Raw genomic sequence first — 21,069 nt, forward strand, 5'->3', positions numbered from 1 at the left:
GAGCTTGGTGCCGCGGCGGCGACTGAGCAGTTCGTCCATGTCGTCCGGGCTCGGCACGCCGTCGTGCGGCTGGAGCCGCTGGTCGTACTCGCAGTTGTTGAGCAGGCCGAACTCGCGGTTGTTGACGAGCTCGTGCTCCTGGCGCTCCTTCAGCGCCTCCACGGTGAGCCGCAGCTGCTGCTCGGTCTGGTTCATCGGCTGGTTGTAGAGGTCGGCCACGCGGGTGTGCAGCCGCAGGACGGTCTGGGCGATGCTCAGTTCGTACTCGCGCGGGCTGGCCTCGTAGTCCACGAAGGTGCCCGGGATGTCCTGCTCACCGGTGTGGCCGGCCGAGAGGTCGATCTCCTTCTCGCCGTACTTGTTGGTGCGCTGCGCCGGAATCGCGCGCAGCTCCTGGAGGTGCTCACCCAGGGACTCGCAGCGCTCCGCCACCTGTTCGAGGTCCCGGCGGGGCAGCACGAGCGCGGTCACCGCCGTCACCGCGCGGGCCGTGTACTCCCAGATGGCCTCCGGGTCGATGAGCGACTGCTCCCCGAAGTACGCGCCGTCGGCGAGGACACCGAGCACCGCGTCGTCGCCGTAGGGACCGGTGCCGATCTTCTCGACCTTGCCGTGCGCCAGGAGGAACACCTCTTCGGACCGGCTGCCGAACGAGGCCAGCACCTCCCCGGGGGCGAACTCCCGCTGCTGGCACCGCTGGGCGAGCTCGCCCAGCACCTCGTGGTCCTCGTACGACCGCAGCACGGACAGTTCTCCGAGCTCCGCGGGGATGACCTGGACGCGGTCGCCGGTCTTGACGAACGTCACGCGGCCGTCGCCCACGGAGTAGCTGAGCCGCCGGTTCACGCGGTACGTGCCACCCTGCACGTTCACCCATGGAAGCGTGCGCAGCAGCCACCGCGAGCTGATCTCCTGCATCTGCGGCGCGGACTTGGTGGTGGTGGCCAGGTTCCGCGCGGCTGATGTGCCAAGGCTCTGCTGCGGACGGCCCTGCTCCGCGCGGACCTCTTCGCCTACCGACATGAAAATTGCCCTCCCGGTCGTGCACTGATCTTCACGGCCAAGCCTTCCATCACGGAGCGTGTCGATGCCATTACACGAATGAGGGGGAATGGACCGCTCCGGACCTGGGCAAGGAGGGGCGGTTTCGCTTCCCCGGGGCTGACCGGATCGGCTCGCACGCTGTGCGAACGGCTGGGTCCGGCCACCTGGCCGGATATAGAAGCTGCGGTACCAGAACGGCCACGGCAGGGTGGCCGGCGTACAGCGCGAAGGAGTCGGCCATGGCATCGCCCATGTCCGCGGGCAGTTTCCTGGACCGGATCAGGGACGAAGGCGTCCGTGTCGTCGAGGTCGGCGACTGGGAGCATCACAACCGCAACCACAAGGGACCGTGGGGGCCGGTGCACGGGGTGATGATCCATCACACGGTGACCTCGGGCGGCGCGCTCACGGTCGGGCTCTGCCGCGAGGGCCGCGAGGACCTGCCCGGACCGCTGTGCCACGGGGTCATCACCAAGGACGGCGTCGTCCACATGGTCGGCTACGGCCGCGCCAACCACGCGGGGCTCGGCGACGACGACGTGCTGCGCGCGGTGATCGCCGAGAGGGCGCTGCCGCACGACAACGAGGCGAACACCGACGGCAACCGTCACTTCTACGGCTTCGAGTGCGAGAACCTCGGCGACGGCAAGGACCCGTGGCCCGAGGTCCAGCTGGACGCCATCGCCAAGGTCTGCGCCGCGATCTGCCGGTTCCACGGCTGGACGGAGCGTTCGGTCATCGGTCACCTGGAGTGGCAGCCGGGGAAGGTGGACCCACGGGGGTTCACGATGAACTCCCTGCGGGGACGCGTGCGCGAACTGCTGAAGTGAGCTGAGCCCCGGGGCCCGGCCCGGACAGCCGGAGCGACCGCCGGGAGCGGACGGCCCACGCCACAGGCCTCCGCCCCCCGGCGCCGCCCGGACCGGGCGCCCGACCACCCGCCGGCCCCGCGCCCGACCACCCGCCGGCCCCGCGCCCGACCACCCGCCGGCCCCGCGCCCGGCCACCGGCCGGTCCCCGCACCGGGCCTCTCCCAGGACCGGGCCTCCGGCCGCCCGCCGGACCTCCACGCCCAGCCGCCGGTAGAGCCCCGCACCGAGCCTCTCCCGGAGCCGGGCTTCCGGACGCCTCCGGACCCCGCGCCCGGCCGTCCGCCGGACCCCGCGCGTCCGGTCACCCGCTGAGCCCCGCGCCCGACCACCGGTCGAGCCCGCGCCGGGCCTTTCCCCGGCCCGGGGCGGCCGCCCCCGGGCCTCGCGCCCGACCGCCCGCAGGAGACCGGACGTCCGGCCGGCCGCCGGGCCCCCGGGCCGGTCGGCTCCGGACAGGTGTCCGACAATGGACGCGTGACCCGTACCGACGCCCCGGCCGGCCCCGGCGGCACTCCTCCGCGGCTCCCGTCGCCCCTGGTGGAGGCCGTGGACCCCCGGTTCGAGCGGCGCGGGGTCCGGCTGGTGCTGAAGAGGGACGATCTGATCCACCCGGAGCTGATCGGCAACAAGTGGCGCAAGCTGACGCCGAACCTCGAAGCGGCGGCCGGCCGCACCCTTCTCACCTTCGGCGGGGCGTACTCGAACCATCTGCGCGCCACCGCCGCCGCGGGCCGTCTGCTCGGTCTGCCCACGCTGGGCGTGGTCCGCGGCCAGGAACTGGCCGACCGCCCCCTCAACCCCTCACTGGCCCGCTGCGCGGCCGACGGCATGCGCCTCCACTTCGTCGACAGATCGACGTACCGGTACAAGACGGAACCCCGGACGCTGGCCGGGATCCTGCGCGCGGCGGGCGCCGAGGACGCGTACGTGGTGCCGGAGGGCGGCAGCAACGTCCTCGCCGTACGCGGCTGCCGCGCGCTCGGCGAGGAACTGCGGGACGCGGACGGCGTCGACGTGGCCGCCCTCGCCTGCGGCACCGGCGGCACCCTCGCCGGAATGGCCGCCGGCCTCGGTCCCGGCCGGCGCGCCCTGGGCGTTCCGGTCCTGCGCGGCGGCTTCCTCGACGCCGACACGGCGGCCCTCCAGACGGCCGCGTTCGGCGCCCGCCGCGGGGACTGGTCCCTCGACGACCGCTTCCACTTCGGCGGCTACGCCCGCACCACCACCGAACTCGACGCCTTCGCCGAGGACTTCGAGCGGCGGCACGGGCTGCCCGTCGAACGTCTCTATGTCGCCAAGATGCTCTACGGACTTGTCGCCCTCGCCGATGAGGGGGCGTTCCCGCGCGGCACGACGGTGGCGGCGGTGATCACCGGGGCACCGTTCCCCGCCGCCGCGCCCCGGCCTCAGGCCGCCTCCCGGTAGGCCGCGGCCTCCTCCAGGTCCAGCCGGCGCAGCAGCGTGCGCAGCATCTCGTCGTCGATGTAGCGGTGGTCGCGCAGCTTGACGAAGACGTCGCGCTCGGTGCCGATCATCTCGCGGGACAGGCGGCGGTAGGTGTCGTCCGCGGTCTCGCCGGTGACCGGGTTGACCGCGCCGAGCCGCTCCCAGACGGCGTTGCGGCGCCGCTCCATGACCGTGCGCAGACGCTCGGCGAGCGGCGGGGGCAGGGCGTTGCGCTCGTCGGCGAGGAGTTCGTCGAGGCGCTCCTCGGCGGCACGGGAGGCCTGTGCCTGGGCGTTGGCCTCGGCGAGCGTCTCGGCCTGCGGGTCGCGTCCGGGCAGTTTCAGCATCCGGATGAGCGGGGGCAGGGTCAGGCCCTGCACGACCAGGGTGCCGATGACGGTGGTGAAGGTCAGGAAGAGGATCAGGTTGCGCTCGGGGAAGGCGTCGCCGCCGTCCACGGTGAGCGGGATCGAGAAGGCGATGGCGAGCGAGACGACACCGCGCATGCCGGCCCAGCTGATGATGAACGGCCCCTTCCAGGTGGGATTCTCCTCGCGTTCACGGATGCGCGCCGACAGGATGCGGGGCAGGAAGGCGGCGGGGAACACCCACACGAAGCGGGTCGCGACGACGACGAGGAAGAGGGCGATCGCGTACCAGGCGGCGGTCGTGCCCTCGTAGGCGCCGAGGCCCTTGAGGACGACCGGCAACTGGAGTCCGATCAGCGCGAACACCGCGGACTCCAGGACGAAGGCGACCATCTTCCACACCGCCTCCTCCTGGAGCCGGGTCGCGAAGTCCACCTCCCAGGAGCGGTGTCCGAGGTAGAGGGCGACGACGACCACCGCGAGCACCCCGGAGGCGTGGAACTGCTCGGCGATGCCGTAGGCGACGAAGGGGATCAGCAGGGAGAGGGTGTTCTGCAGGAGCGCCTCGTTCATGTGGGTCCGCAGCCAGTGGATGGGAATCATCAGCACGAGCCCGACGACCACCCCGCCGACCGACGCGAGCAGGAACTCGCCGATGCCGCCCGCCCAGGTCGCGCCCTCGCCGACCGCCGCGGCGAGGGCCACCCTGTAGGCGGTGATCGCGGTCGCGTCGTTCACCAGGGACTCGCCCTGGAGGATCGTGGTGATCCGTGAGGGCAGTCCGACCCGGCGCGCCACGGCCGTCGCGGCCACCGCGTCCGGCGGCGCGACCACGGCGCCGAGGACCAGGGCCGCGGGCAGCGGCAGGCCCGGTACGAGCAGATACGCGGCCCAGCCGACCACGAGGGTCGCGAACAGGACGTACCCGACCGACAGCAGCGCGACAGGTCTCAGCTGGGCCCTCAGGTCGAGGTAGGAACTGTCGGTGGCCGCCGTGTACAGCAGCGGGGGCAGCACCAGCGGGAGGACGACGTCGGGGTCGAGTTCGTACGCGGGCACCCCGGGGACGTACGAGACCGCCAGGGCCACGGCGACGATCAGCAGGGGCGCCGGGACCGGGGTGCGGCGGGCGGCCCCGGCGACCGCAGCGCTCCCCGCGACCAGCAACAGCAGTGGCAACACGTCCATCGTCCTTCGCCCGCCCTCTTTTTCCACGCGGTTTCCCGCACGCCCGACGTAACCTGGCAATCATGAAACAGTGCACGCACGCCGACGCGCTGCCGCAGCCCGAACCCGCCCCGGGAGCGAGACCTGCCTGGAGTGTGTGGCCGCCGGTACCCACCCGGTGCAGCTCCGGCTGTGTCTGGAGTGCGGGCATCTCGCCTGCTGCGACTCCTCACCGCTGCGGCACGCCTCGGCCCACCACGACGACACCGGACATCCGATCATGCGCACCTTCGAGCAGGGGGAGAGCTGGCGTTGGTGTTTCGTGGACCACGTACTCGTCTGAGCCGTGGATCACGTACGCGCGTGACTCACGATCCGGACGGTTCGACCGTCTGACGCCTGGGTACGTCAACCCGGCGCGCGCTCTTCCTATTTGGGGCCGCAGACCTCTAGCCACTGTCCGTACTCGTAGGCTTACTATGAGTGACAGCAAGGGGCGGGGTCCCCAGGACAGGAAAGTCGGGAGCGCGGTAGCGTCACCGCAGAACGACGTAGCGCGTTACCCCGGGGGGCGACCCTCGGCCCCCGATAGAGCTCGAACGAGCTTGTACCACCATGGAGGTGAGGGTGTCCCAGATCGCAGGCGAGCCCGCGACGAAGGACTTCGTGGAAGTCCGGCTGCCGGCCGCGGGTGCCTACCTGTCGGTACTGCGCACGGCCACGGCCGGGCTGGCGGCCCGTTTGGACTTCACCCTCGACGAGATCGAGGACCTGCGCATCGCGGTGGACGAGGCGTGCGCGATCCTGTTGCAGCAGGCCGTCCCCGGTTCGGTGCTCAGTTGTGTCTTCCGGCTGATCGACGACTCACTGGAGGTCACGGTCTCGGCGCCGACCACCGACGGTCACGCTCCGTCACGTGACACCTTCGCCTGGACCGTCCTGTCCGCCCTCGCGGGCAAGGTCGACTCCAGCGTCGCCGAGGACAAGACCGTTGCGATCAGCCTCTACAAACAACGCGGCGCGGGACCCGGGCCGGCGTGAGGAACGGGGACGGGCCGGTGCGGGACGAAGAGCGCGGCACACGGGAGCCTCCCGCGGAGCGCGCCGACGGTCCGGGCGGGCCGCGGCACACGGCGGACGGCGTCGACGGCATCCCCGAACAGGCCCGGCCGCATCCGGAGATCGGCGTCTCCTCGGCGACGGCGCAGCCGGGAGCCTTCCCCGTCCGGGGAGGTCCCCCCGGTCCGAGCGCGGCCGAGGACACGGGGGAAGAGCCTCGAGCTCGGGAAATGGTGACGGGCGGGACTATGAGCGAGCACGAGCGGAACGCGGAACAGGACGCGCAGGGCGCGCGGCACGAGCGGAACACCGAGCAGGACGCGCAGGGCGCGCGGCACGAGCCGAACGACCGGCACATCCAGCACGACCCGCAGGACCGCAGCGGGGCGCGGGCCATGTTCGTCGAGCTGCGCAAGCTGCAGGACGGCAGCGCCGAGTACGCGGAGCTGCGCAATCAGCTGGTCCGCATGCATCTGCCGCTCGTCGAGCACCTGGCCCGCCGCTTCCGCAACCGCGGTGAGCCGCTGGACGACCTGACCCAGGTCGCGACGATCGGGCTGATCAAGTCGGTCGACCGGTTCGACCCGGAGCGCGGGGTCGAGTTCTCGACGTACGCGACGCCGACGGTGGTCGGCGAGATCAAGCGGCACTTCCGCGACAAGGGCTGGGCGGTGCGCGTCCCGCGCCGGTTGCAGGAGCTGCGCCTCGCGCTGACCACGGCGACCGCGGAGCTCTCGCAGCTGCACGGGCGCTCCCCGACGGTCCACGAGCTGGCCGAGAAGCTGGCCATCTCGGAGGAGGAGGTCCTGGAGGGCCTGGAGTCCGCCAACGCGTACTCCACGCTGTCCCTGGACGTCCCCGACACGGACGACGAGTCCCCGGCGGTCGCGGACACCCTGGGCGCCGAGGACGAGGCGCTGGAGGGCGTCGAGTACCGCGAGTCGCTGAAGCCGCTCCTGGAGGACCTGCCCCCGCGGGAGAAGCGGATCCTGCTCCTGCGCTTCTTCGGCAACATGACGCAGTCGCAGATCGCGCAGGAGGTCGGCATCTCCCAGATGCACGTCTCGCGACTGCTGGCCCGCACCCTGGCCCAGCTGCGGGAGAAGCTCCTCGTGGAGGAGTGAGCCCCCGCTACTCCTCGTCGTGCGCGTCGCCGCCGGGCCCTCGGATTCCGAGGGCCCGTGTCGTCGCCGGGTTCACCAGCAGCACCAGGGCCGCCACCGCGACGACCGCGAGGGCGATGCCGGCCGGGATCGCGACGCTGTCGGCCTGGAGCAGGGTGTAGGCGACGGGCAGCGCCATGATCTGGGTGATGAGCGCGGGACCCCGGCTCCAGCCGCGCCGCAGCAGCAGTCCGCGTGCGGCGAGCAGCGGCAGCAGCGCGAGCGCGATCAGCGTGACGCCGCCGGTGACGGCCTGCTGCCGGTTGTCGGGGTCGCCGGTGAGACCGAGGACGAGGACGCAGACACCGCCCGCCACGAGGGCGGTCCCCTCCAGCGCGGCCAGCGCCGCGGCGGCGGTCAGCCGCCCGGGGCGGGGGTCGGGGTGGGGGGCGTCGGGAGTGGGATTCTGCTCACGGCTCACCCCCGAAGAGTAGCCGTCGCTCCCGGGCGCCCGGATGCCCCGGGGCCGGGAACCGCACGGCCACGGACGTCGCGCCGGGCCGATTCCGCACACCGGCGCCACCTGCGGACTCTTACTGGATCCCTACCTCGGTCTGGGACGAGTACCACCCAGTAAGTAAGCTGCATCGCATGCGTGCACTTCTCGTGGTCAATCCGGCGGCAACCACCACCAGTGCGCGTACGCGTGACGTCTTGATCCACGCGCTGGCCAGCGAGATGAAACTCGAAGTGGTCATGACCGAGTACCGCGGGCACGCCCGGGACCTCGGCCGGCAGGCCGCGGACAGCGACGACATAGACCTGGTCGTGGCCCTCGGCGGGGACGGCACGGTCAACGAGGTCGTGAACGGTCTGCTGCACCGGGGCCCCGACCCCGAACGCCTCCCGGGCCTCGCCGTGGTCCCCGGCGGCTCCACCAACGTCTTCGCCCGCGCCCTCGGACTGCCGAACGACGCCGTGGAGGCGACCGGCGCCCTGCTGGACGCGCTGCGCGAGGAGCGCGAGCGCACGGTCGGCCTCGGTATCGCCGCGGGGACTCCCGGCACCGAGGACGAGTCCGTCCCCTCCCGCTGGTTCACCTTCTGCGCCGGTCTCGGCTTCGACGCGGGAGTGGTGGGCCGGGTCGAACAGCAGCGCGAACTCGGTCGGCGCTCCACGCATGCGCTGTATCTCCGCCAAGTACTGCGGCAGTTTCTGGACGATCCTCACCGCCGGCACGGAATGATCACCCTGGAGCGCCCCGGCGCCGACCCGGTCACCGATCTGGTCCTGTCCATCATCTGCAACACCTCGCCGTGGACGTTTCTCGGCAATCGTCCGGTGTACGCGGCACCTAAGGCTTCGTTCGATACCGGGCTCGACGTACTCGCGCTCAGCCGCATGTCGACGCCCGCGGTCGCCCGGTATGCCACCCAGTTGCTCACTTCGTCCCCCGAGCGTGGACCCCAGGGCAAGCACGCCGTCACTCTGCATGACCTGACCGAGTTCACCTTGCATTCGAAGGTGCCGCTCCCCCTTCAGATGGACGGCGACCATCTGGGACTGCGTACGAGCGTGACGTTCACAGGCGTACGCCGTGCACTGCGTGTGATTGTGTGAGTGGAAGGGGCCAAACTCCTTTCACTCGAACGTTTAGACCACGGTCCACCCCATGGAAGTACGGCTGTGACTCAGCCGACACCGAGGAATCAAAAAAAACTTTCCGGAAGGGGTTGTATCCGCCGCTGAGGTTTGCGAGTCTCTACGTGGCGCTCGGGACGGCCCGCAAACATCGGCCCCACAGAGCACCGGAACCCCTCCTCATTTCAAGGACCACACCAGTCCGTCTGGTTGTCGGCCCTTCACTTGTTGAGGGATTCGTGAAAGCGTTCACATTCACAAGCAACGTGCATGTAATACCAAGGAGAGGTAGCAGCCATGGACTGGCGTCACAACGCCGTTTGCCGCGAGGAAGACCCCGAGCTCTTCTTCCCCATCGGCAACACCGGTCCTGCGCTGCTGCAGATCGAGGAAGCCAAGGCCGTCTGCCGCCGCTGCCCCGTCATGGAGCAGTGCCTGCAGTGGGCGCTCGAGTCCGGCCAGGACTCCGGCGTCTGGGGTGGCCTCAGCGAGGACGAGCGCCGCGCAATGAAGCGCCGTGCCGCCCGCAACCGAGCTCGTCAGGCCACCGCCTGACGTTCCACCCCGCACGAGCCTGAGCTTGGCGGCGCGTACAGCGAGTACGCAACTCCCGCCCCCGAGCCGCAGCGCGCAGTACCCCGATGCGCTTGATGCAACGAGCTTTCAGCCCCGGACCACCTGGTGGTCCGGGGCTCATTGCTGTTCGCGTCCGGAACCGGTCACCGTGAGTGACCGGCCTCCCCGGGTGCCGGCCGCCCCTGCCCGGGGCCGCTCGTGCGGCCCGTGCGTGCCGCGCGGGCCGGTCACTTGGGCACGACCACCGGGATGTCCAGGAGCACCTGGGTGCCGCGCTCCGGAGCGGCCACCATGTCGAAGCTGCCGCCCAACTCGCCCTCCACCAGCGTCCGCACGATCTGCAGGCCGAGGTTCCCCGAGCGGTGCGGGTCGAAGCCCTCGGGCAGTCCGACCCCGTCGTCCTGCACGGTGACCAGCAGTCGGGCCTCCCTGGAGGTGCCGCCGCGCACGGCGGAGACCTCGACGGTTCCCCGGTCGCCCTCACGGAAGCCGTGCTCCAGCGCGTTCTGCAGGACCTCGGTGAGGACCATGGAGAGCGGGGTCGCGACCTCGGCGTCCAGGATGCCGAAGCGCCCGGTGCGCCGGCCGGTGACCTTGCCGGGCGAGATCTCGGCGACCATGGCGAGCACCCGGTCGGCGATCTCGTCGAACTCCACCCTCTCGTCCAGGTTCTGGGAGAGCGTCTCGTGCACGATCGCGATCGAACCGACCCGGCGCACGGCCTCCTCCAGGGCTTCCCGGCCCCGGTCCGACTCGATGCGGCGGGCCTGTAGCCGCAGCAGGGCCGCCACCGTCTGGAGGTTGTTCTTCACCCGGTGGTGGATCTCCCGGATGGTGGCGTCCTTGGTGATCAATTCGCGTTCGCGGCGGCGCAGTTCGGTGACGTCGCGGAGCAGGACCAGGGAACCGACCCGGGTGCCCTTGGGCTTGAGCGGGATCGCCCGGAGCTGGATCACCCCGTCGGCGCTCTCGATCTCGAACTCGCGGGGCGCCCAGCCGCTGGCGACCTTCGACAGCGCCTCGTCCACCGGGCCCCGGGACGGGGCGAGTTCGGCGGTCGTGGTGCCGAGGTTGTGGCCCACCAGGTCGGAGGCCAGCCCGATGCGGTGGTACGCGGAGATCGCGTTCGGCGAGGCGTACTGGACGATGCCGTCCGCGTCGAGGCGGATCAGTCCGTCGCCGACACGCGGCGAGGCGTCCATGTCGACCTGCTGGTCGGGGAACGGGAAGGTGCCCGCCGCGATCATCTGCGCGAGGTCGGAGGCGCTCTGCAGATACGTCAGTTCGAGGCGGCTCGGGGTGCGCACGGTGAGCAGGTTGGTGTTGCGCGCGATGACGCCGAGGACGCGGCCCTCACGCCGTACCGGAATGGACTCGACACGGACCGGCACCTCCTCGCGCCATTCGGGATCGCCCTCGCGCACGATCCGGCCCTCGTCGAGCGCCGCGTCCAGCAGGGGCCGGCGGCCGCGCGGGACCAGATGGCCGACCATGTCGTCCTGGTACGAGGTGGGCCCGGTGTTGGGGCGCATCTGGGCCACCGAGACGTAACGGGTGCCGTCGCGCGTGGGAACCCACAGGACGAGGTCGGCGAAGGAGAGGTCGGAGAGCAGCTGCCACTCCGAGACCAGCAGATGCAGCCACTCGAGATCGGAGTCGTCGAGGGCTGTGTGCTGGCGTACGAGGTCGTTCATGGAGGGCACGTGTGCGAGCGTACCCGGAGGATCCGACAGGTCCCGAAATCGGCCGCGCGTCCGGGGCTCCGGGAGCGCCGCACGGCCCCGGAAACACCCGCGGGCCGCGGCGCCTGGGAGGGACCCTCAACCCTCCCGGCACCGCAGCCCGGAGCAACAACGGCCGTGGGGTGTGCGGTCCCGGTCGGCCGAAGAGAGGAGCCGGAGCAGTCAGGGCAGAGAGCGCCGGTTCCTCGATCCGTCTTCCTGTGCGGGGAAGACGGAGGCTCATTCAGTTTCTCAGAGCATTGTGGACTAGACCATGGTGCCCCGTCCATGCGTCCGCAGCCGCGTCCGTCGACGCGTCCCGCGCGCCCGCGGCCGTTCCTCGTTTCTTCGTCGTCCGCTCATCCAACACCAGGAGCGCCCGTCAGACCATCCCGCCTCCGTTCACGGGCAGGAGGAACCGACGGACCGGGCGGGCCGGGCGGCTCCCGCGGTCCACGTCGCGACGCATCCCGAGCCGGGGCGACGGAAGGGCGACGCTCTGCTAGATTGGTCTATACCACATGTGTCCCCCTTCGGATTCGGATGCGTTCCTGAGTCCCCTCTCCAGATCGGCAGGCCCAGCGTGGAAGTTGTCATCGTCCCGGACGCCGAGGCGGGCGGCGAGCTGATCGCCGAGGCCATGGCGGAACTGCTCAGGCGCAAGCCCGACGCACTCCTCGGCGTGGCCACCGGCTCGACGCCGCTGCCCATCTACGCGGCACTGGCGGCCCGGGTGGGTTCCGGTGCCGTGGACACCTCGGGTGCGCGCATCGCGCAGCTCGACGAGTACGTGGGGCTGCCGGCCGAGCACCCCGAGTCCTACCGCTCCGTGCTGCGGCGCGAGGTGCTGGAGCCGCTGGGCATCGGCATGGACGCGTTCATGGGGCCCGACGGCACGGCGGCGGACGTCCAGGCCGCGTGCGAGGAGTACGACAGGGCGCTGGCGGTGGCCGGCGGAGTCGACCTCCAGCTGCTGGGGATCGGGACGGACGGGCACATCGGGTTCAACGAACCGTGCTCCTCGCTCGCCTCGCGGACCCGGATCAAGACGCTGACCGAGCAGACCCGGGTGGACAACGCGCGGTTCTTCGACGGCGACATCGAGCAGGTGCCGCACCACGTCATCACCCAGGGCATCGGCACGATCCTGGAGGCCCGGCACCTGGTGCTGCTCGCGACCGGCGAGGGCAAGGCGGACGCCGTGGCGGCGACGGTCGAGGGGCCGGTCGCGGCGGTCTGCCCGGCGTCGGCGCTGCAACTGCACCCGCACGCGACGGTGGTCGTCGACGACGCCGCCGCGTCCAAGCTGAAGCTCGGCGACTACTTCCGCCAGACGTTCGCCGCCAAGCCGGACTGGCAGGGCATCTAGGGACGGCGGCCCCGGCGCGGCGCGCCACGGAGACAGACCGGTGCCGGGCACTCCCGAGGGAGTGCCCGGCACCGGTGCGTGACGGCCCGGCACCGGCTCCCGAGCGCCCGAAGCCGGTGCCCTGCGCCTGGCCCACCACCGCAGGAAGCCGAGCCCCGGAGGCGGGGGCTGGGACCGGTGCTCGGGTCCAGCCTCCTGGCGGGGCCAGGACCGGAAGCCCGGGACCAGGACCAGAGGCCGGGGCCCGGAGACCGGAGGCCGGAGACCGGAGGCGAGGTCCGGAGACCGGGAGCCGGAGGCGGAGGCCGGAAGCGGGGGCCGGAGGCGGGGGCCGGAGGCGGGGTTCGTGGGGGTGGTGTCGGGGGTCGGGGGTGTGAAGCCGGTGCCCCGGGCCTCCGGGGGTCAGGCCCGGAGGCCCGGGGGCCGGTGCACTACGCGCCCGCGATGACCTCCGCCGCCGCTCGGCCGCACACCCGTGCCGCGCCGTGGGTGGCGATGTGCAGGGCACCCCGGGGAGCCGACTGCGGGACGCCCATCTCGACCACGACGGTGTCGGGGCGGGAGGCGAGCAGGGTGTCGAGGGCGGCCGCCATCCAGGGGTGGCGGTGTTCGTCGCGGACCACCGCGACGAGGGGCCGCCCGCCGGCGGCCGCGAGGGCCGAGGAGCCCGCGTCCTCGCCGGTGAAGCTGCCGGTCTCGGTGCCGGGAAGCAGCCGGACCAGCTCCGCCGCCACGCCCCAGGGGGTCTCGTCACCGACGGCGATGTTCGCGACCGGGGTGAACGCGGCGACGTAGGGAGCCTCGGTGAGCGGGGCGTACGACGCGGAACGGGTCACGGTCAGCGCGCGCCGGGCGGCGACCATGCCCACATCGACGGCTCCGTCCGGACCGCCCGCACCTCCTGTACCGTTCACACCGCCGGTGACACTCGTACCGCGCACACCACCCGTACCACTCGCACCGTCCGTACCGCCGGAGCTGTTCGAGACGTTCGAGCCGTTCAAGCCATTCGTGCGGGAGCCGGTCGCCGCCGTCCACTCGGCCAGCGCCCGCACCCGGTTCGCCGCGTCCGCGAGGCGTTCCTCGGAGAGCTCGCCGGAGCGGACCGCGGAGACCAGGGCGTCGCGGAGGCGACGCACCGTGTCGTCGTCCGCCAGTCCGCCGCCGACGCAGATGGCGTCCGCCCCGGCCGCGATGGCCAGCACGCTGCCCCGCTCGATGCCGTACGTCGCCGCGATGGCCTGCATCTCCATGCCGTCGGTGACGATGAGCCCTTCGTAGCCGAGCTCCTCGCGCAGCAGGCCCGTGAGGATGCGGCGGGAGAGGGTGGCCGGGCGGTCCGGGTCCAGGGCCGGGACGAGGATGTGCGCGCTCATCACGGCACGGCTGCCCGCGGCGATGGCGGCCCGGAAGGGGACGAGTTCGCGGGACTGGAGGACCGACAGGTCCGCGTCGATGCGCGGCAGGGCGTGGTGGGAGTCCACCGCGGTGTCCCCGTGGCCCGGGAAGTGCTTGGTGCAGGCGGCGACGCCGGCGGCCTGGAGGCCGGTGACGTAGGCGGCCGTGTGCCGGGCCACCAGACCGGTGTCGGCGCCGAAGGACCGTACGCCGATGACCGGGTTGGCGGGGTTGGAGTTCACGTCGGCGGACGGCGCCCAGTTGAGGTTCACCCCGCACGCGGCCAGCCTGCGGCCGAGTTCGAGGGCGACCTGTTCGGTGAGCGCCACGTCGTCGACGGCGCCCAGCGCGTGGTTGCCCGGGAAGGACGAGCCGGTGCGCACCTCCAGGCGGGTGACGTCGCCGCCCTCCTCGTCGATGGCGACCAGGACGTCCTCGCGTTCGGCGCGCAGCTGGGCCGTCAGGGCGGCCAGTTGCTCGGGCGAGGCGATGTTGCGGCCGAACAGGCCGACGGAGGCGAGGCCTTCCCCGAGGCGGCGCAGCAGCCAGTCCGGAGCCGTGGTCCCGGTGAAACCGGGCTGGAGCACGGTGAGGGCGTCGCGCGTCAGGCCGTCCCGCGCATTGGACGCGGTGGTACCGCTGGCGAATGTCGTCATCGGGTGGCGTTATCCCTTCACGGCGCCCGCGGTCAGACCCGCGGCCATCTTGCGCTGGACGAGGAGGAACAGGACGACGATCGGCACGGCCATCATGGTGGCTCCGGCCATCATCGGGGCGTACTCGGTGCCGTGCTTGGTGGTGAAGTTGCCCAGCCAGACGGTGGCCGTCTGGTTCTGCTGGCTGAGCAGCATGAGGGCGTAGAGGTACTCGTTCCAGGCCTGGATGAAGGCGTAGACGGACGTCGCGACCATGCCGGGGGCCAGCAGCGGGAAGACCACGCGGATGAAGGCGCCGGTGCGGCTGCATCCGTCGACCATGGCCGCCTCCTCCAGCTCCTTCGGGATGTTGACGATGAAGCCGCGCAGCGTCCACACCGTGAAGGGGAGGATGAAGGTCAGGTACGTGAGGATCAGGCCGGAAAGCTTGTCGTACTGGTGCAGGTCGTTCAGCAGCAGGAAGACCGGGATGATCATGGCGACCAGCGGGACCATCTGGACCGCGAGGATGCCGACGATCACGATCTTGCGGCCGCGGAAGGCGAAGCGGGAGATGGCCAGCGCGGCCAGCATCCCGACCACGATGCCGATCAGGACCACCGAGAGGGAGACGACCAGGCTGCGGCCCACCGGGCCCCAGAAGTCGGCGATGTCCAGCGCCCGGCGGAAGTTGTCGAGCGTGAAGCCGGTGGGGAGCAGGCTCGGGTCGGGGTCGATGGCGTCCTTGGCGGGCTTGATCGCCGTGTTGAGCATCCAGTAGACGGGGAAGCCCGCGACGAGGAAGACGAACAGGCCGAGCAGGTTCCAGCCGAGCTTGGACTTGCGGGGGCCGGAGGACTTCCGCCCCGTGGCGGACGTACGCCCGGACGTGGCGACGGCACTCATTCGACCTCTCCGATCTGCAGCATCTGACGCATGTACACGGCGACCACGCCGAGGAGGAGCAGCACGGTCAGCACGGCGATCGCCGACCCCTGCGCGTAGTCGTTGACGACGAAGGCGCGGTCGTACGAGTACGTGGTGAGGAGCTGGAACTCCGCCTCCGGGTGACCGCCCCGCATGACGAAGACCTGCGGGAAGACGCCCATGTCCCAGATGACGGAGAGGGTCGTCAGCATGACGATGACGGGCTTGAGGATCGGCAGGGTGACGTGACGGAAGACGCCCCAGGAACCCGCGCCGTCGAGCCGTGCGGCCTCCTCCAGCTCGGCGGGGACCTGGGTGAGTCCGGCGCTGAGGGTGATGACCACGAAGGGCACCGCGCCCCAGACGACCAGGAGCATGATCACGCTCAGGCCCTGGGTCCCGCTGGCGAACCAGTTGTGGCCGATCATGTCGACGCCGGGGAGCTTGCTGAGCAGCGCGTTGAAGACGCCGTAGTCGGAGTCGAAGAGCCACTTGAAGACGGTGGTGGCCACGATGATGGGCATGCCCCAGCTGGCCACCAGCACGATGTTGATGAGTGTCTTCACCCAGCCGGAGACCCGCTGGAGGAGCAGTGCGATCAGCATGCCGACGACCATCGTGAAGACGACGGCCCCGCCGGCGAACAGGACGGTCCTGACGACCACCTGCCAGAACTCGTCGTCCGAGAGCACGCCCTCGAAGTTGTCGAAGCCGACGGACTCCGGCGGCTGGAAGCCCCAGAGCTGGGACTGCCCGAACTTCTGGAAGGAGAGCGTGACCAGGCGCACCATGGGGTAGCCGAGGACCACCACGAGGATCAGCAGGCACGGGGCGAGCAGGGCCCAGGGGGCCGCCGCCGTACCCGGTCTCCGCCCGGCGCGTGGCGCCTTCACCGCGGCGGCCGGTGGCGGTGCCTGCCGCGGCGGCGGCACCTTGGCGGGGGTGGTCGTGTCTGCGGCACTCATCGCGCGCTCCTCAGCGGTCCCTCAGGTCGTACGAAAGCGAAGGCCCGCACGGCCGGGCGTCAGGGGGCGGTGCCCCGGCCGGGCCGTACGGGAGGCAGGGCCCCGTCCCTCCGTGGCGGAGGACCGACGGGGCCCTGCTCTCAGGTCACTTGGTGTTGATGACCTTGTCGATCGCGGCGTCCGCTTCCTTCGCGGCGTCCGCGACGGACTTCTTGCCGGTGCCGATGGCCTGCAGCATGGTCTGGAGGGTCTGGGCCTTCTCGACCTGGCCCCAGCCCGGCGCCATCGGGACGAACCAGCTGGACTCGGCGGCGGTGGCCGGGACGGCCGTCTTCGGGTCGCTCTGCAGGCTGACGAGGTCGGCCTTGTTGTTGGGCAGGTTGCCCTTGGCCATCAGGCCCTTCTGGCCCTTGGCGCCGGTGAACGCGTTGATCCACTCGGCGGCGACGGCCTGCGCCTTCGACTTCACCGGGACGGCGAGGTCGGAGCCGCCCAGGAAGACCGGGATGTTCTTGCCGGACGGGCCGGGCATCACGAAGTTCTCGAGGTTGCCCTTGAGCTTGCCGGTCTTGTCGCTCTTCGGGTCCTCTGCGGTCGCGCCCTCCCAGGCGGCACCGAAGATCATGCCGGACTTGCCCTGACCGTAGACGATGTAACGGTCGGACTCGTCCTTGGTCTTGTCGCCGTGCATGTACTTGTCGACGATGTTCTTGAACTCGGTGAGGCCCTTGATCGACTCGGGCGAGGAGAGGTTGGCCTTCCAGGTGCCGCCCTCCTCCTTCGCGATGGAGCCGCCGGCGTCGTAGACGAAGGACATGGCCGCGTACCAGTCACGGGTGGGCTGGTACCAGGCGCTGAACTTGGCGCCCTCCTTCTTCTGGATCTTGTCCAGGTCGGAGAGGAGCTCCTTGTACGTCTTCGGCGTGCTCTTCACGCCGGCCGAGGCGGCGACGTCCTTGCGCCAGTTGCCGACGCGGCCACCGGCGTAGTACGGCACGCCGTAGGTCTTGCCGTCGTAGGTCACGGACTCCTTGAGGCCGTCCAGCCAGGTGGCGGAGTTCTCGAACTTCGACGCGTCGAGGGGAGCGAAGGCGCCCTTGACCATGTAGCCGAGCATCTCGGAGTTGCCCATCTCGACCACGTCCGGCGCCTTGTCGGTGGCGAGGACCGCGTCGAGCTTGGTGTTCTTGTCCGGCCAGCCGTAGTACTCGTGCTTGATCTTGATGCCCGAGTGCTTCGCCTCGATCGCCGCGTCGGCCTGCTTGACCAGATCGGGCCAGTTGTTCTGCGCGTCGACCGTGAGCCAGACCGTCAGCTCCTTGGCGTCCGCGCCCTTGTCCGACCCCCCGGACTTGTCGTCGTTCCCGCACGCCGCGACGGAGAACATCATGCCCGCGATACCGATCGCGGCTATCAGCTTGCGCTTCACGCCACCCTCCTCAGGGATGCCACAAACCCCCCTGCTCCCCCGCGGTGACATACGCCGTGTACCGCCCGTGGGGCCGGGACTGGACCAATGGTGTAGACCAGTACCCGGAGCTTGGCCTAGACCTAGGGGGGTGTCAAGGGTGTGTAAGCCCGTCCAGTCGGCCGTTATGGGACCTACATATGCAAGGACCTTTAAGTAGCCAAGCGGTACAAATTACGGCCCCGTTCACGACCTGCAGGGAAGCCGTCACCGGGCCGCCCGCGCCGGCTCCCGCGCCACCACTCGCGCGCGATGGACTAGACCAACGGGTACGCCGACGGTATATAGAGGGGATCACGGAGCGTGCGGAGGACACACGCACAACAAGCCGTGCCACGATGTGAGCCGTGGCCGACGACATGGCGGTCGCTTCGGCATCCGGAGCCGGGAAGGCAGAGCATGAGCACCGACGTCAGCAGTGCGGAGAACGAGGGTGGGGCGCCCATCCGTACCGCGCGCGTGCCCAAGTACTACCGTCTCAAGAAGCACCTGCTCGACATGACGGAGACACTGCCGCCCGGCACACCGGTGCCGCCCGAGCGGACCCTCGCCGCCGAGTTCGACACCTCGCGCACCACGGTGCGGCAGGCCCTTCAGGAGCTGGTCGTCGAGGGCCGGCTCGAACGCATCCAGGGCAAGGGCACCTTCGTCGCCAAGCCGAAGGTCTCCCAGGCGCTCCAACTGACCTCGTACACCGAGGACATGCGCGCCCAGGGCCTCGAACCCACCTCGCAGCTGCTGGACATCGGCTACATCACGGCCGACGACGCCCTCGCCGGGCTGCTCGACATCTCGGCCGGCGGCCGGGTGCTGCGCATCGAGCGGCTGCGCCTCGCGAGCGGCGAGCCGATGGCCATCGAGACGACCCACCTGTCCGCCAAGCGTTTCCCCGCCCTGCGCAGGTCGCTGGTCAAGTACACCTCTCTCTACACCGCGCTCGCCGAGGTGTACGACGTCCACCTCGCCGAGGCCGAGGAGACCATCGAGACCTCGCTGGCGACCCCGCGCGAGGCCGGACTGCTCGGCACCGACGTGGGCCTGCCCATGCTGATGCTCTCCCGCCACTCGCTCGACCGGCAGGGCGAGCCGGTGGAGTGGGTGCGGTCGGTCTACCGGGGCGACCGGTACAAGTTCGTCGCCCGCCTCAAGCGCCCCCAGGACTGAGCCGTACCCCCCGAGGGGTCGCACTCCTGCCCGGGGGCGCGTGCGCCCGGGCAGGAACGCTCCCCGTCCGCCGTCCCCGCAGGGGTGGTTCCCTAAAGCCGGACCGTCCCCTAGATTGCCTGCGCGCGTTACCCAGGTGATCTATGAGGGGACGGAGACGACCTGTGTCAGACCTGCCCGAAGTGAAACCCCCGGTGGTGACACCGGTTCGTGTGGTGATCGGCCTGTGCCTGCTCGCGCCCTTCGTGGCGATGCTGTGGGTCGGCTCCTACACGAAGACCGACCCGGCGTTCATCGGCATCCCGTTCTTCTACTGGTACCAGTTGCTGTGGGTGCCCCTCTCGACGCTGCTCACGGTGGTCGCGTACCAGCTGTGGCGCCGTGACCAGCGGGCCCGCACCTCGGCGAAGGAGGGTGCGGACGCATGAAGGACGGTGTGAACGGCGTCGCCCTCGGCGTCTTCGTCTTCTTCTTCCTGGCCGTCACGGTCATGGGCTTCCTGGCCGCGCGCTGGCGCAGGGCCGCCGACGAGCACACCCTCGACGAATGGGGCCTGGGCGGACGGTCCTTCGGCACCTGGGTGACCTGGTTCCTGCTCGGCGGCGACCTCTACACGGCGTACACCTTCGTCGCCGTGCCCGCGGCGATCTACGCAGCGGGCGCGGCCGGCTTCTTCGCCGTGCCGTACACGATCCTGGTCTACCCGCTGATCTTCACCTTCCTGCCCCGCCTGTGGTCGGTCTCCCACCGGCACGGCTATGTGACGACCTCGGACTTCGTGCGCGGACGCTTCGGCTCCAAGGGCCTGTCCCTCGCCGTGGCCGTCACCGGCATCCTCGCCACCATGCCCTACATCGCGCTCCAACTCGTCGGCATCCAGGCCGTCCTGGACGTGATGGGCGTGGGCGGCGGCGACAGCACCAACTGGTTCGTCAAGGACCTGCCGCTCCTCATCGCCTTCGGCGTGCTGGCCGCGTACACCTACTCCTCGGGTCTGCGGGCCCCCGCTCTGATCGCGTTCGTGAAGGACACCCTGATCTACATCGTGATCGCGGTGGCCGTCATCTACATCCCGATCAAACTGGGCGGCTTCGACGAGATCTTCAAGGCGGCGAGCGCCAAGTACACGGCCGCGGGCGCCGGCGGGCTCGTCCCCGCCGAGGCGGGCCAGTGGACGTACGCCACCCTCGCGCTCGGCTCGGCACTGGCGCTGTTCATGTACCCGCACTCGGTCACCGCGACGCTGTCCGGCCGCAGCCGGGAGGTGATCCGCCGCAACACCACGATCCTGCCGCTGTACTCGCTGATGCTGGGCCTGCTCGCCCTGCTCGGGTTCATGGCGATCGCGGCCGGGGTGAAGGTCACCAACGGCCAGCTCGCGATCCCCCAGCTCTTCGAGAACATGTTCCCCGACTGGTTCGCGGGCGTCGCCTTCGCCGCCATCGGCATCGGCGCGCTCGTCCCGGCGGCCATCATGTCGATCGCGGCCGCGAACCTCTTCACCCGCAACATCTACAAGGACTTCATCAACCCGGCCGCCACCCCGCGGCAGGAGACCAAGGTCTCCAAGCTGGTCTCGCTCCTGGTGAAGGTGGGCGCGCTGGTCTTCGTCCTGACCATGGACAAGACCGTCGCGATCAACTTCCAGCTGCTGGGCGGCATCTGGATCCTCCAGACCTTCCCCTCGCTGGTCGGCGGGCTGTTCACCCGCTGGTTCCACCGCTGGGCGCTGCTGGGCGGCTGGGCGGTCGGCATGCTCTACGGCACGATCGCCGCCTACGGGGTGGCCTCGCCGACCCAGAAGCACTTCGGCGGCAGTTCGAAGGAGATCCCCGGCATCGGGGAGATCGGCTACATCGGCCTGACGGCGTTCGTCCTGAACGTGGCCGTGGCCGTCGTCCTCACCTTCGCCCTCAGGGCGTTCAAGGCCCCGGAGGGCGTGGACGAGACCTCGCCCGGGGACTACACGGCCGACGCGGGCGACCCGGGGGTCGAGACCGAGCTCCCGCCCGCCACGGCGGAGGCGAGCCACTAGGGCGTGTTTCGAAAGTAGCGTCGTCCGCCCGGAGGGCGGGGCTCGCGGCGTCTGGTGCGGTGCATCGCAAGGCGGAGGGTCGCCCGCGTACTGGGTGTACTCGGGTGATCC

The 21,069-nt window shown here is 70.7% G+C and carries 18 protein-coding genes and 1 pseudogene; 11 read left to right on the forward strand and 8 right to left on the reverse strand.

Going from position 1 to position 21,069, the window contains the following annotated elements; all coding sequences use genetic code 11:
- Positions 1 to 1,023 (reverse strand): family 2B encapsulin nanocompartment shell protein (locus tag CW362_RS37845; protein WP_103554132.1); only part of this gene is annotated, 1,023 nt, incomplete at its 3' end.
- Positions 1,024 to 1,283: 260 nt separating this feature from the next.
- On the opposite strand from CW362_RS37845, the gene CW362_RS37850 reads away from it, so the two are divergent.
- A complete protein-coding gene (locus CW362_RS37850; RefSeq protein WP_103554133.1) occupies positions 1,284 to 1,874 on the forward strand; it encodes an N-acetylmuramoyl-L-alanine amidase in 591 nt (196 codons plus the stop codon).
- A 516-nt stretch (positions 1,875 to 2,390) separates the two neighbouring features.
- The gene (locus tag CW362_RS37855) at positions 2,391 to 3,341 is read left to right on the forward strand and encodes a 1-aminocyclopropane-1-carboxylate deaminase/D-cysteine desulfhydrase (protein ID WP_103554134.1); all 951 of its coding nucleotides are present in this window, start codon (positions 2,391 to 2,393) and stop codon (positions 3,339 to 3,341) included.
- Here CW362_RS37855 and CW362_RS37860 read toward each other — a convergent pair.
- On the reverse strand, positions 3,323 to 4,918 hold the full coding sequence (locus CW362_RS37860) for a Na+/H+ antiporter (RefSeq protein ID WP_103554135.1): 1,596 nt from the start codon (positions 4,916 to 4,918) through the stop codon (positions 3,323 to 3,325). The two genes, CW362_RS37855 and CW362_RS37860, sit on opposite strands and share 19 nt — an antisense overlap.
- A 62-nt stretch (positions 4,919 to 4,980) precedes the next feature.
- Here CW362_RS37860 and CW362_RS37865 point away from each other — a divergent pair.
- From CW362_RS37865 to CW362_RS37875, 3 genes and pseudogenes are all read left to right on the forward strand, one after another.
- Positions 4,981 to 5,240, forward strand: a pseudogene (locus CW362_RS37865) (UBP-type zinc finger domain-containing protein).
- 284 nt (positions 5,241 to 5,524) lie between these two features.
- A complete protein-coding gene (locus CW362_RS37870; protein WP_103554148.1) occupies positions 5,525 to 5,938 on the forward strand; it encodes an ATP-binding protein in 414 nt (137 codons plus the stop codon).
- Positions 5,935 to 7,080 (forward strand): RNA polymerase sigma factor SigF, encoded by a 1,146-nt coding sequence (locus CW362_RS37875; protein WP_103554136.1) that lies wholly within the window; start codon positions 5,935 to 5,937, stop codon positions 7,078 to 7,080. Before CW362_RS37870 ends, CW362_RS37875 begins: the two co-directional genes overlap by 4 nt.
- A 7-nt stretch (positions 7,081 to 7,087) precedes the next feature.
- Here the strand turns inward: CW362_RS37875 and CW362_RS37880 are convergent, their stop codons facing one another.
- Positions 7,088 to 7,540 (reverse strand): hypothetical protein, encoded by a 453-nt coding sequence (locus tag CW362_RS37880; protein ID WP_103554137.1) that lies wholly within the window; start codon positions 7,538 to 7,540, stop codon positions 7,088 to 7,090.
- Between the two features lie 170 nt (positions 7,541 to 7,710).
- Here CW362_RS37880 and CW362_RS37885 point away from each other — a divergent pair, with 170 nt between their 5' ends.
- The gene (locus CW362_RS37885; protein ID WP_103554138.1) at positions 7,711 to 8,679 is read left to right on the forward strand and encodes a diacylglycerol/lipid kinase family protein; all 969 of its coding nucleotides are present in this window, start codon (positions 7,711 to 7,713) and stop codon (positions 8,677 to 8,679) included.
- 318 nt (positions 8,680 to 8,997) lie between these two features.
- Positions 8,998 to 9,255: a WhiB family transcriptional regulator gene (locus CW362_RS37890; protein ID WP_006380970.1), complete on the forward strand. Its 258-nt coding sequence runs from the start codon at positions 8,998 to 9,000 to the stop codon at positions 9,253 to 9,255.
- A gap of 248 nt (positions 9,256 to 9,503) precedes the next feature.
- Here CW362_RS37890 and CW362_RS37895 read toward each other — a convergent pair whose 3' ends face one another.
- A complete protein-coding gene (locus tag CW362_RS37895) occupies positions 9,504 to 10,979 on the reverse strand; it encodes a PAS domain-containing sensor histidine kinase (RefSeq protein ID WP_103554139.1) in 1,476 nt (491 codons plus the stop codon).
- Positions 10,980 to 11,580: 601 nt separating this feature from the next.
- Between CW362_RS37895 and nagB the strand changes: the two genes are divergently transcribed.
- Positions 11,581 to 12,366: a glucosamine-6-phosphate deaminase gene (gene nagB / locus CW362_RS37900; protein ID WP_103554140.1), complete on the forward strand. Its 786-nt coding sequence runs from the start codon at positions 11,581 to 11,583 to the stop codon at positions 12,364 to 12,366.
- A 431-nt stretch (positions 12,367 to 12,797) separates the two neighbouring features.
- On the opposite strand, the gene CW362_RS37905 is transcribed toward nagB, so the two are convergent.
- From CW362_RS37905 to CW362_RS37920, 4 genes are all read right to left on the reverse strand, one after another.
- Positions 12,798 to 14,420 (reverse strand): glycoside hydrolase family 3 protein, encoded by a 1,623-nt coding sequence (locus CW362_RS37905; protein WP_103554141.1) that lies wholly within the window; start codon positions 14,418 to 14,420, stop codon positions 12,798 to 12,800.
- Between the two features lie 9 nt (positions 14,421 to 14,429).
- Positions 14,430 to 15,305, reverse strand: a complete 876-nt coding sequence (locus CW362_RS37910) for a carbohydrate ABC transporter permease (RefSeq protein WP_103554142.1) — start codon at positions 15,303 to 15,305, stop codon at positions 14,430 to 14,432.
- Complete coding sequence (locus tag CW362_RS37915) at positions 15,302 to 16,291, reverse strand: carbohydrate ABC transporter permease (RefSeq protein WP_103554143.1); 990 nt, start codon at positions 16,289 to 16,291, stop codon at positions 15,302 to 15,304. Before CW362_RS37915 ends, CW362_RS37910 begins: the two co-directional genes overlap by 4 nt.
- 145 nt (positions 16,292 to 16,436) lie before the next feature.
- Positions 16,437 to 17,720: an extracellular solute-binding protein gene (locus tag CW362_RS37920; RefSeq protein WP_103554144.1), complete on the reverse strand. Its 1,284-nt coding sequence runs from the start codon at positions 17,718 to 17,720 to the stop codon at positions 16,437 to 16,439.
- A 438-nt stretch (positions 17,721 to 18,158) separates the two neighbouring features.
- On the opposite strand from CW362_RS37920, the gene CW362_RS37925 reads away from it, so the two are divergent.
- From CW362_RS37925 to mctP, 3 genes are all read left to right on the forward strand, one after another.
- Entirely contained in the window at positions 18,159 to 18,923 is a 765-nt protein-coding gene (locus tag CW362_RS37925) for a GntR family transcriptional regulator (protein WP_103554145.1), read from the forward strand.
- A gap of 164 nt (positions 18,924 to 19,087) precedes the next feature.
- Positions 19,088 to 19,351: a DUF3311 domain-containing protein gene (locus CW362_RS37930; protein ID WP_103554146.1), complete on the forward strand. Its 264-nt coding sequence runs from the start codon at positions 19,088 to 19,090 to the stop codon at positions 19,349 to 19,351.
- A complete protein-coding gene (gene mctP / locus CW362_RS37935; protein WP_103554147.1) occupies positions 19,348 to 20,958 on the forward strand; it encodes a monocarboxylate uptake permease MctP in 1,611 nt (536 codons plus the stop codon). Before CW362_RS37930 ends, mctP begins: the two co-directional genes overlap by 4 nt.
- The last annotated feature ends 111 nt before the right edge of the window (positions 20,959 to 21,069 follow it).

It is taken from the genome of Streptomyces populi (assembly GCF_002911015.1).
Taxonomy (GTDB): Bacteria; Actinomycetota; Actinomycetes; order Streptomycetales; family Streptomycetaceae; genus Streptomyces; species Streptomyces populi.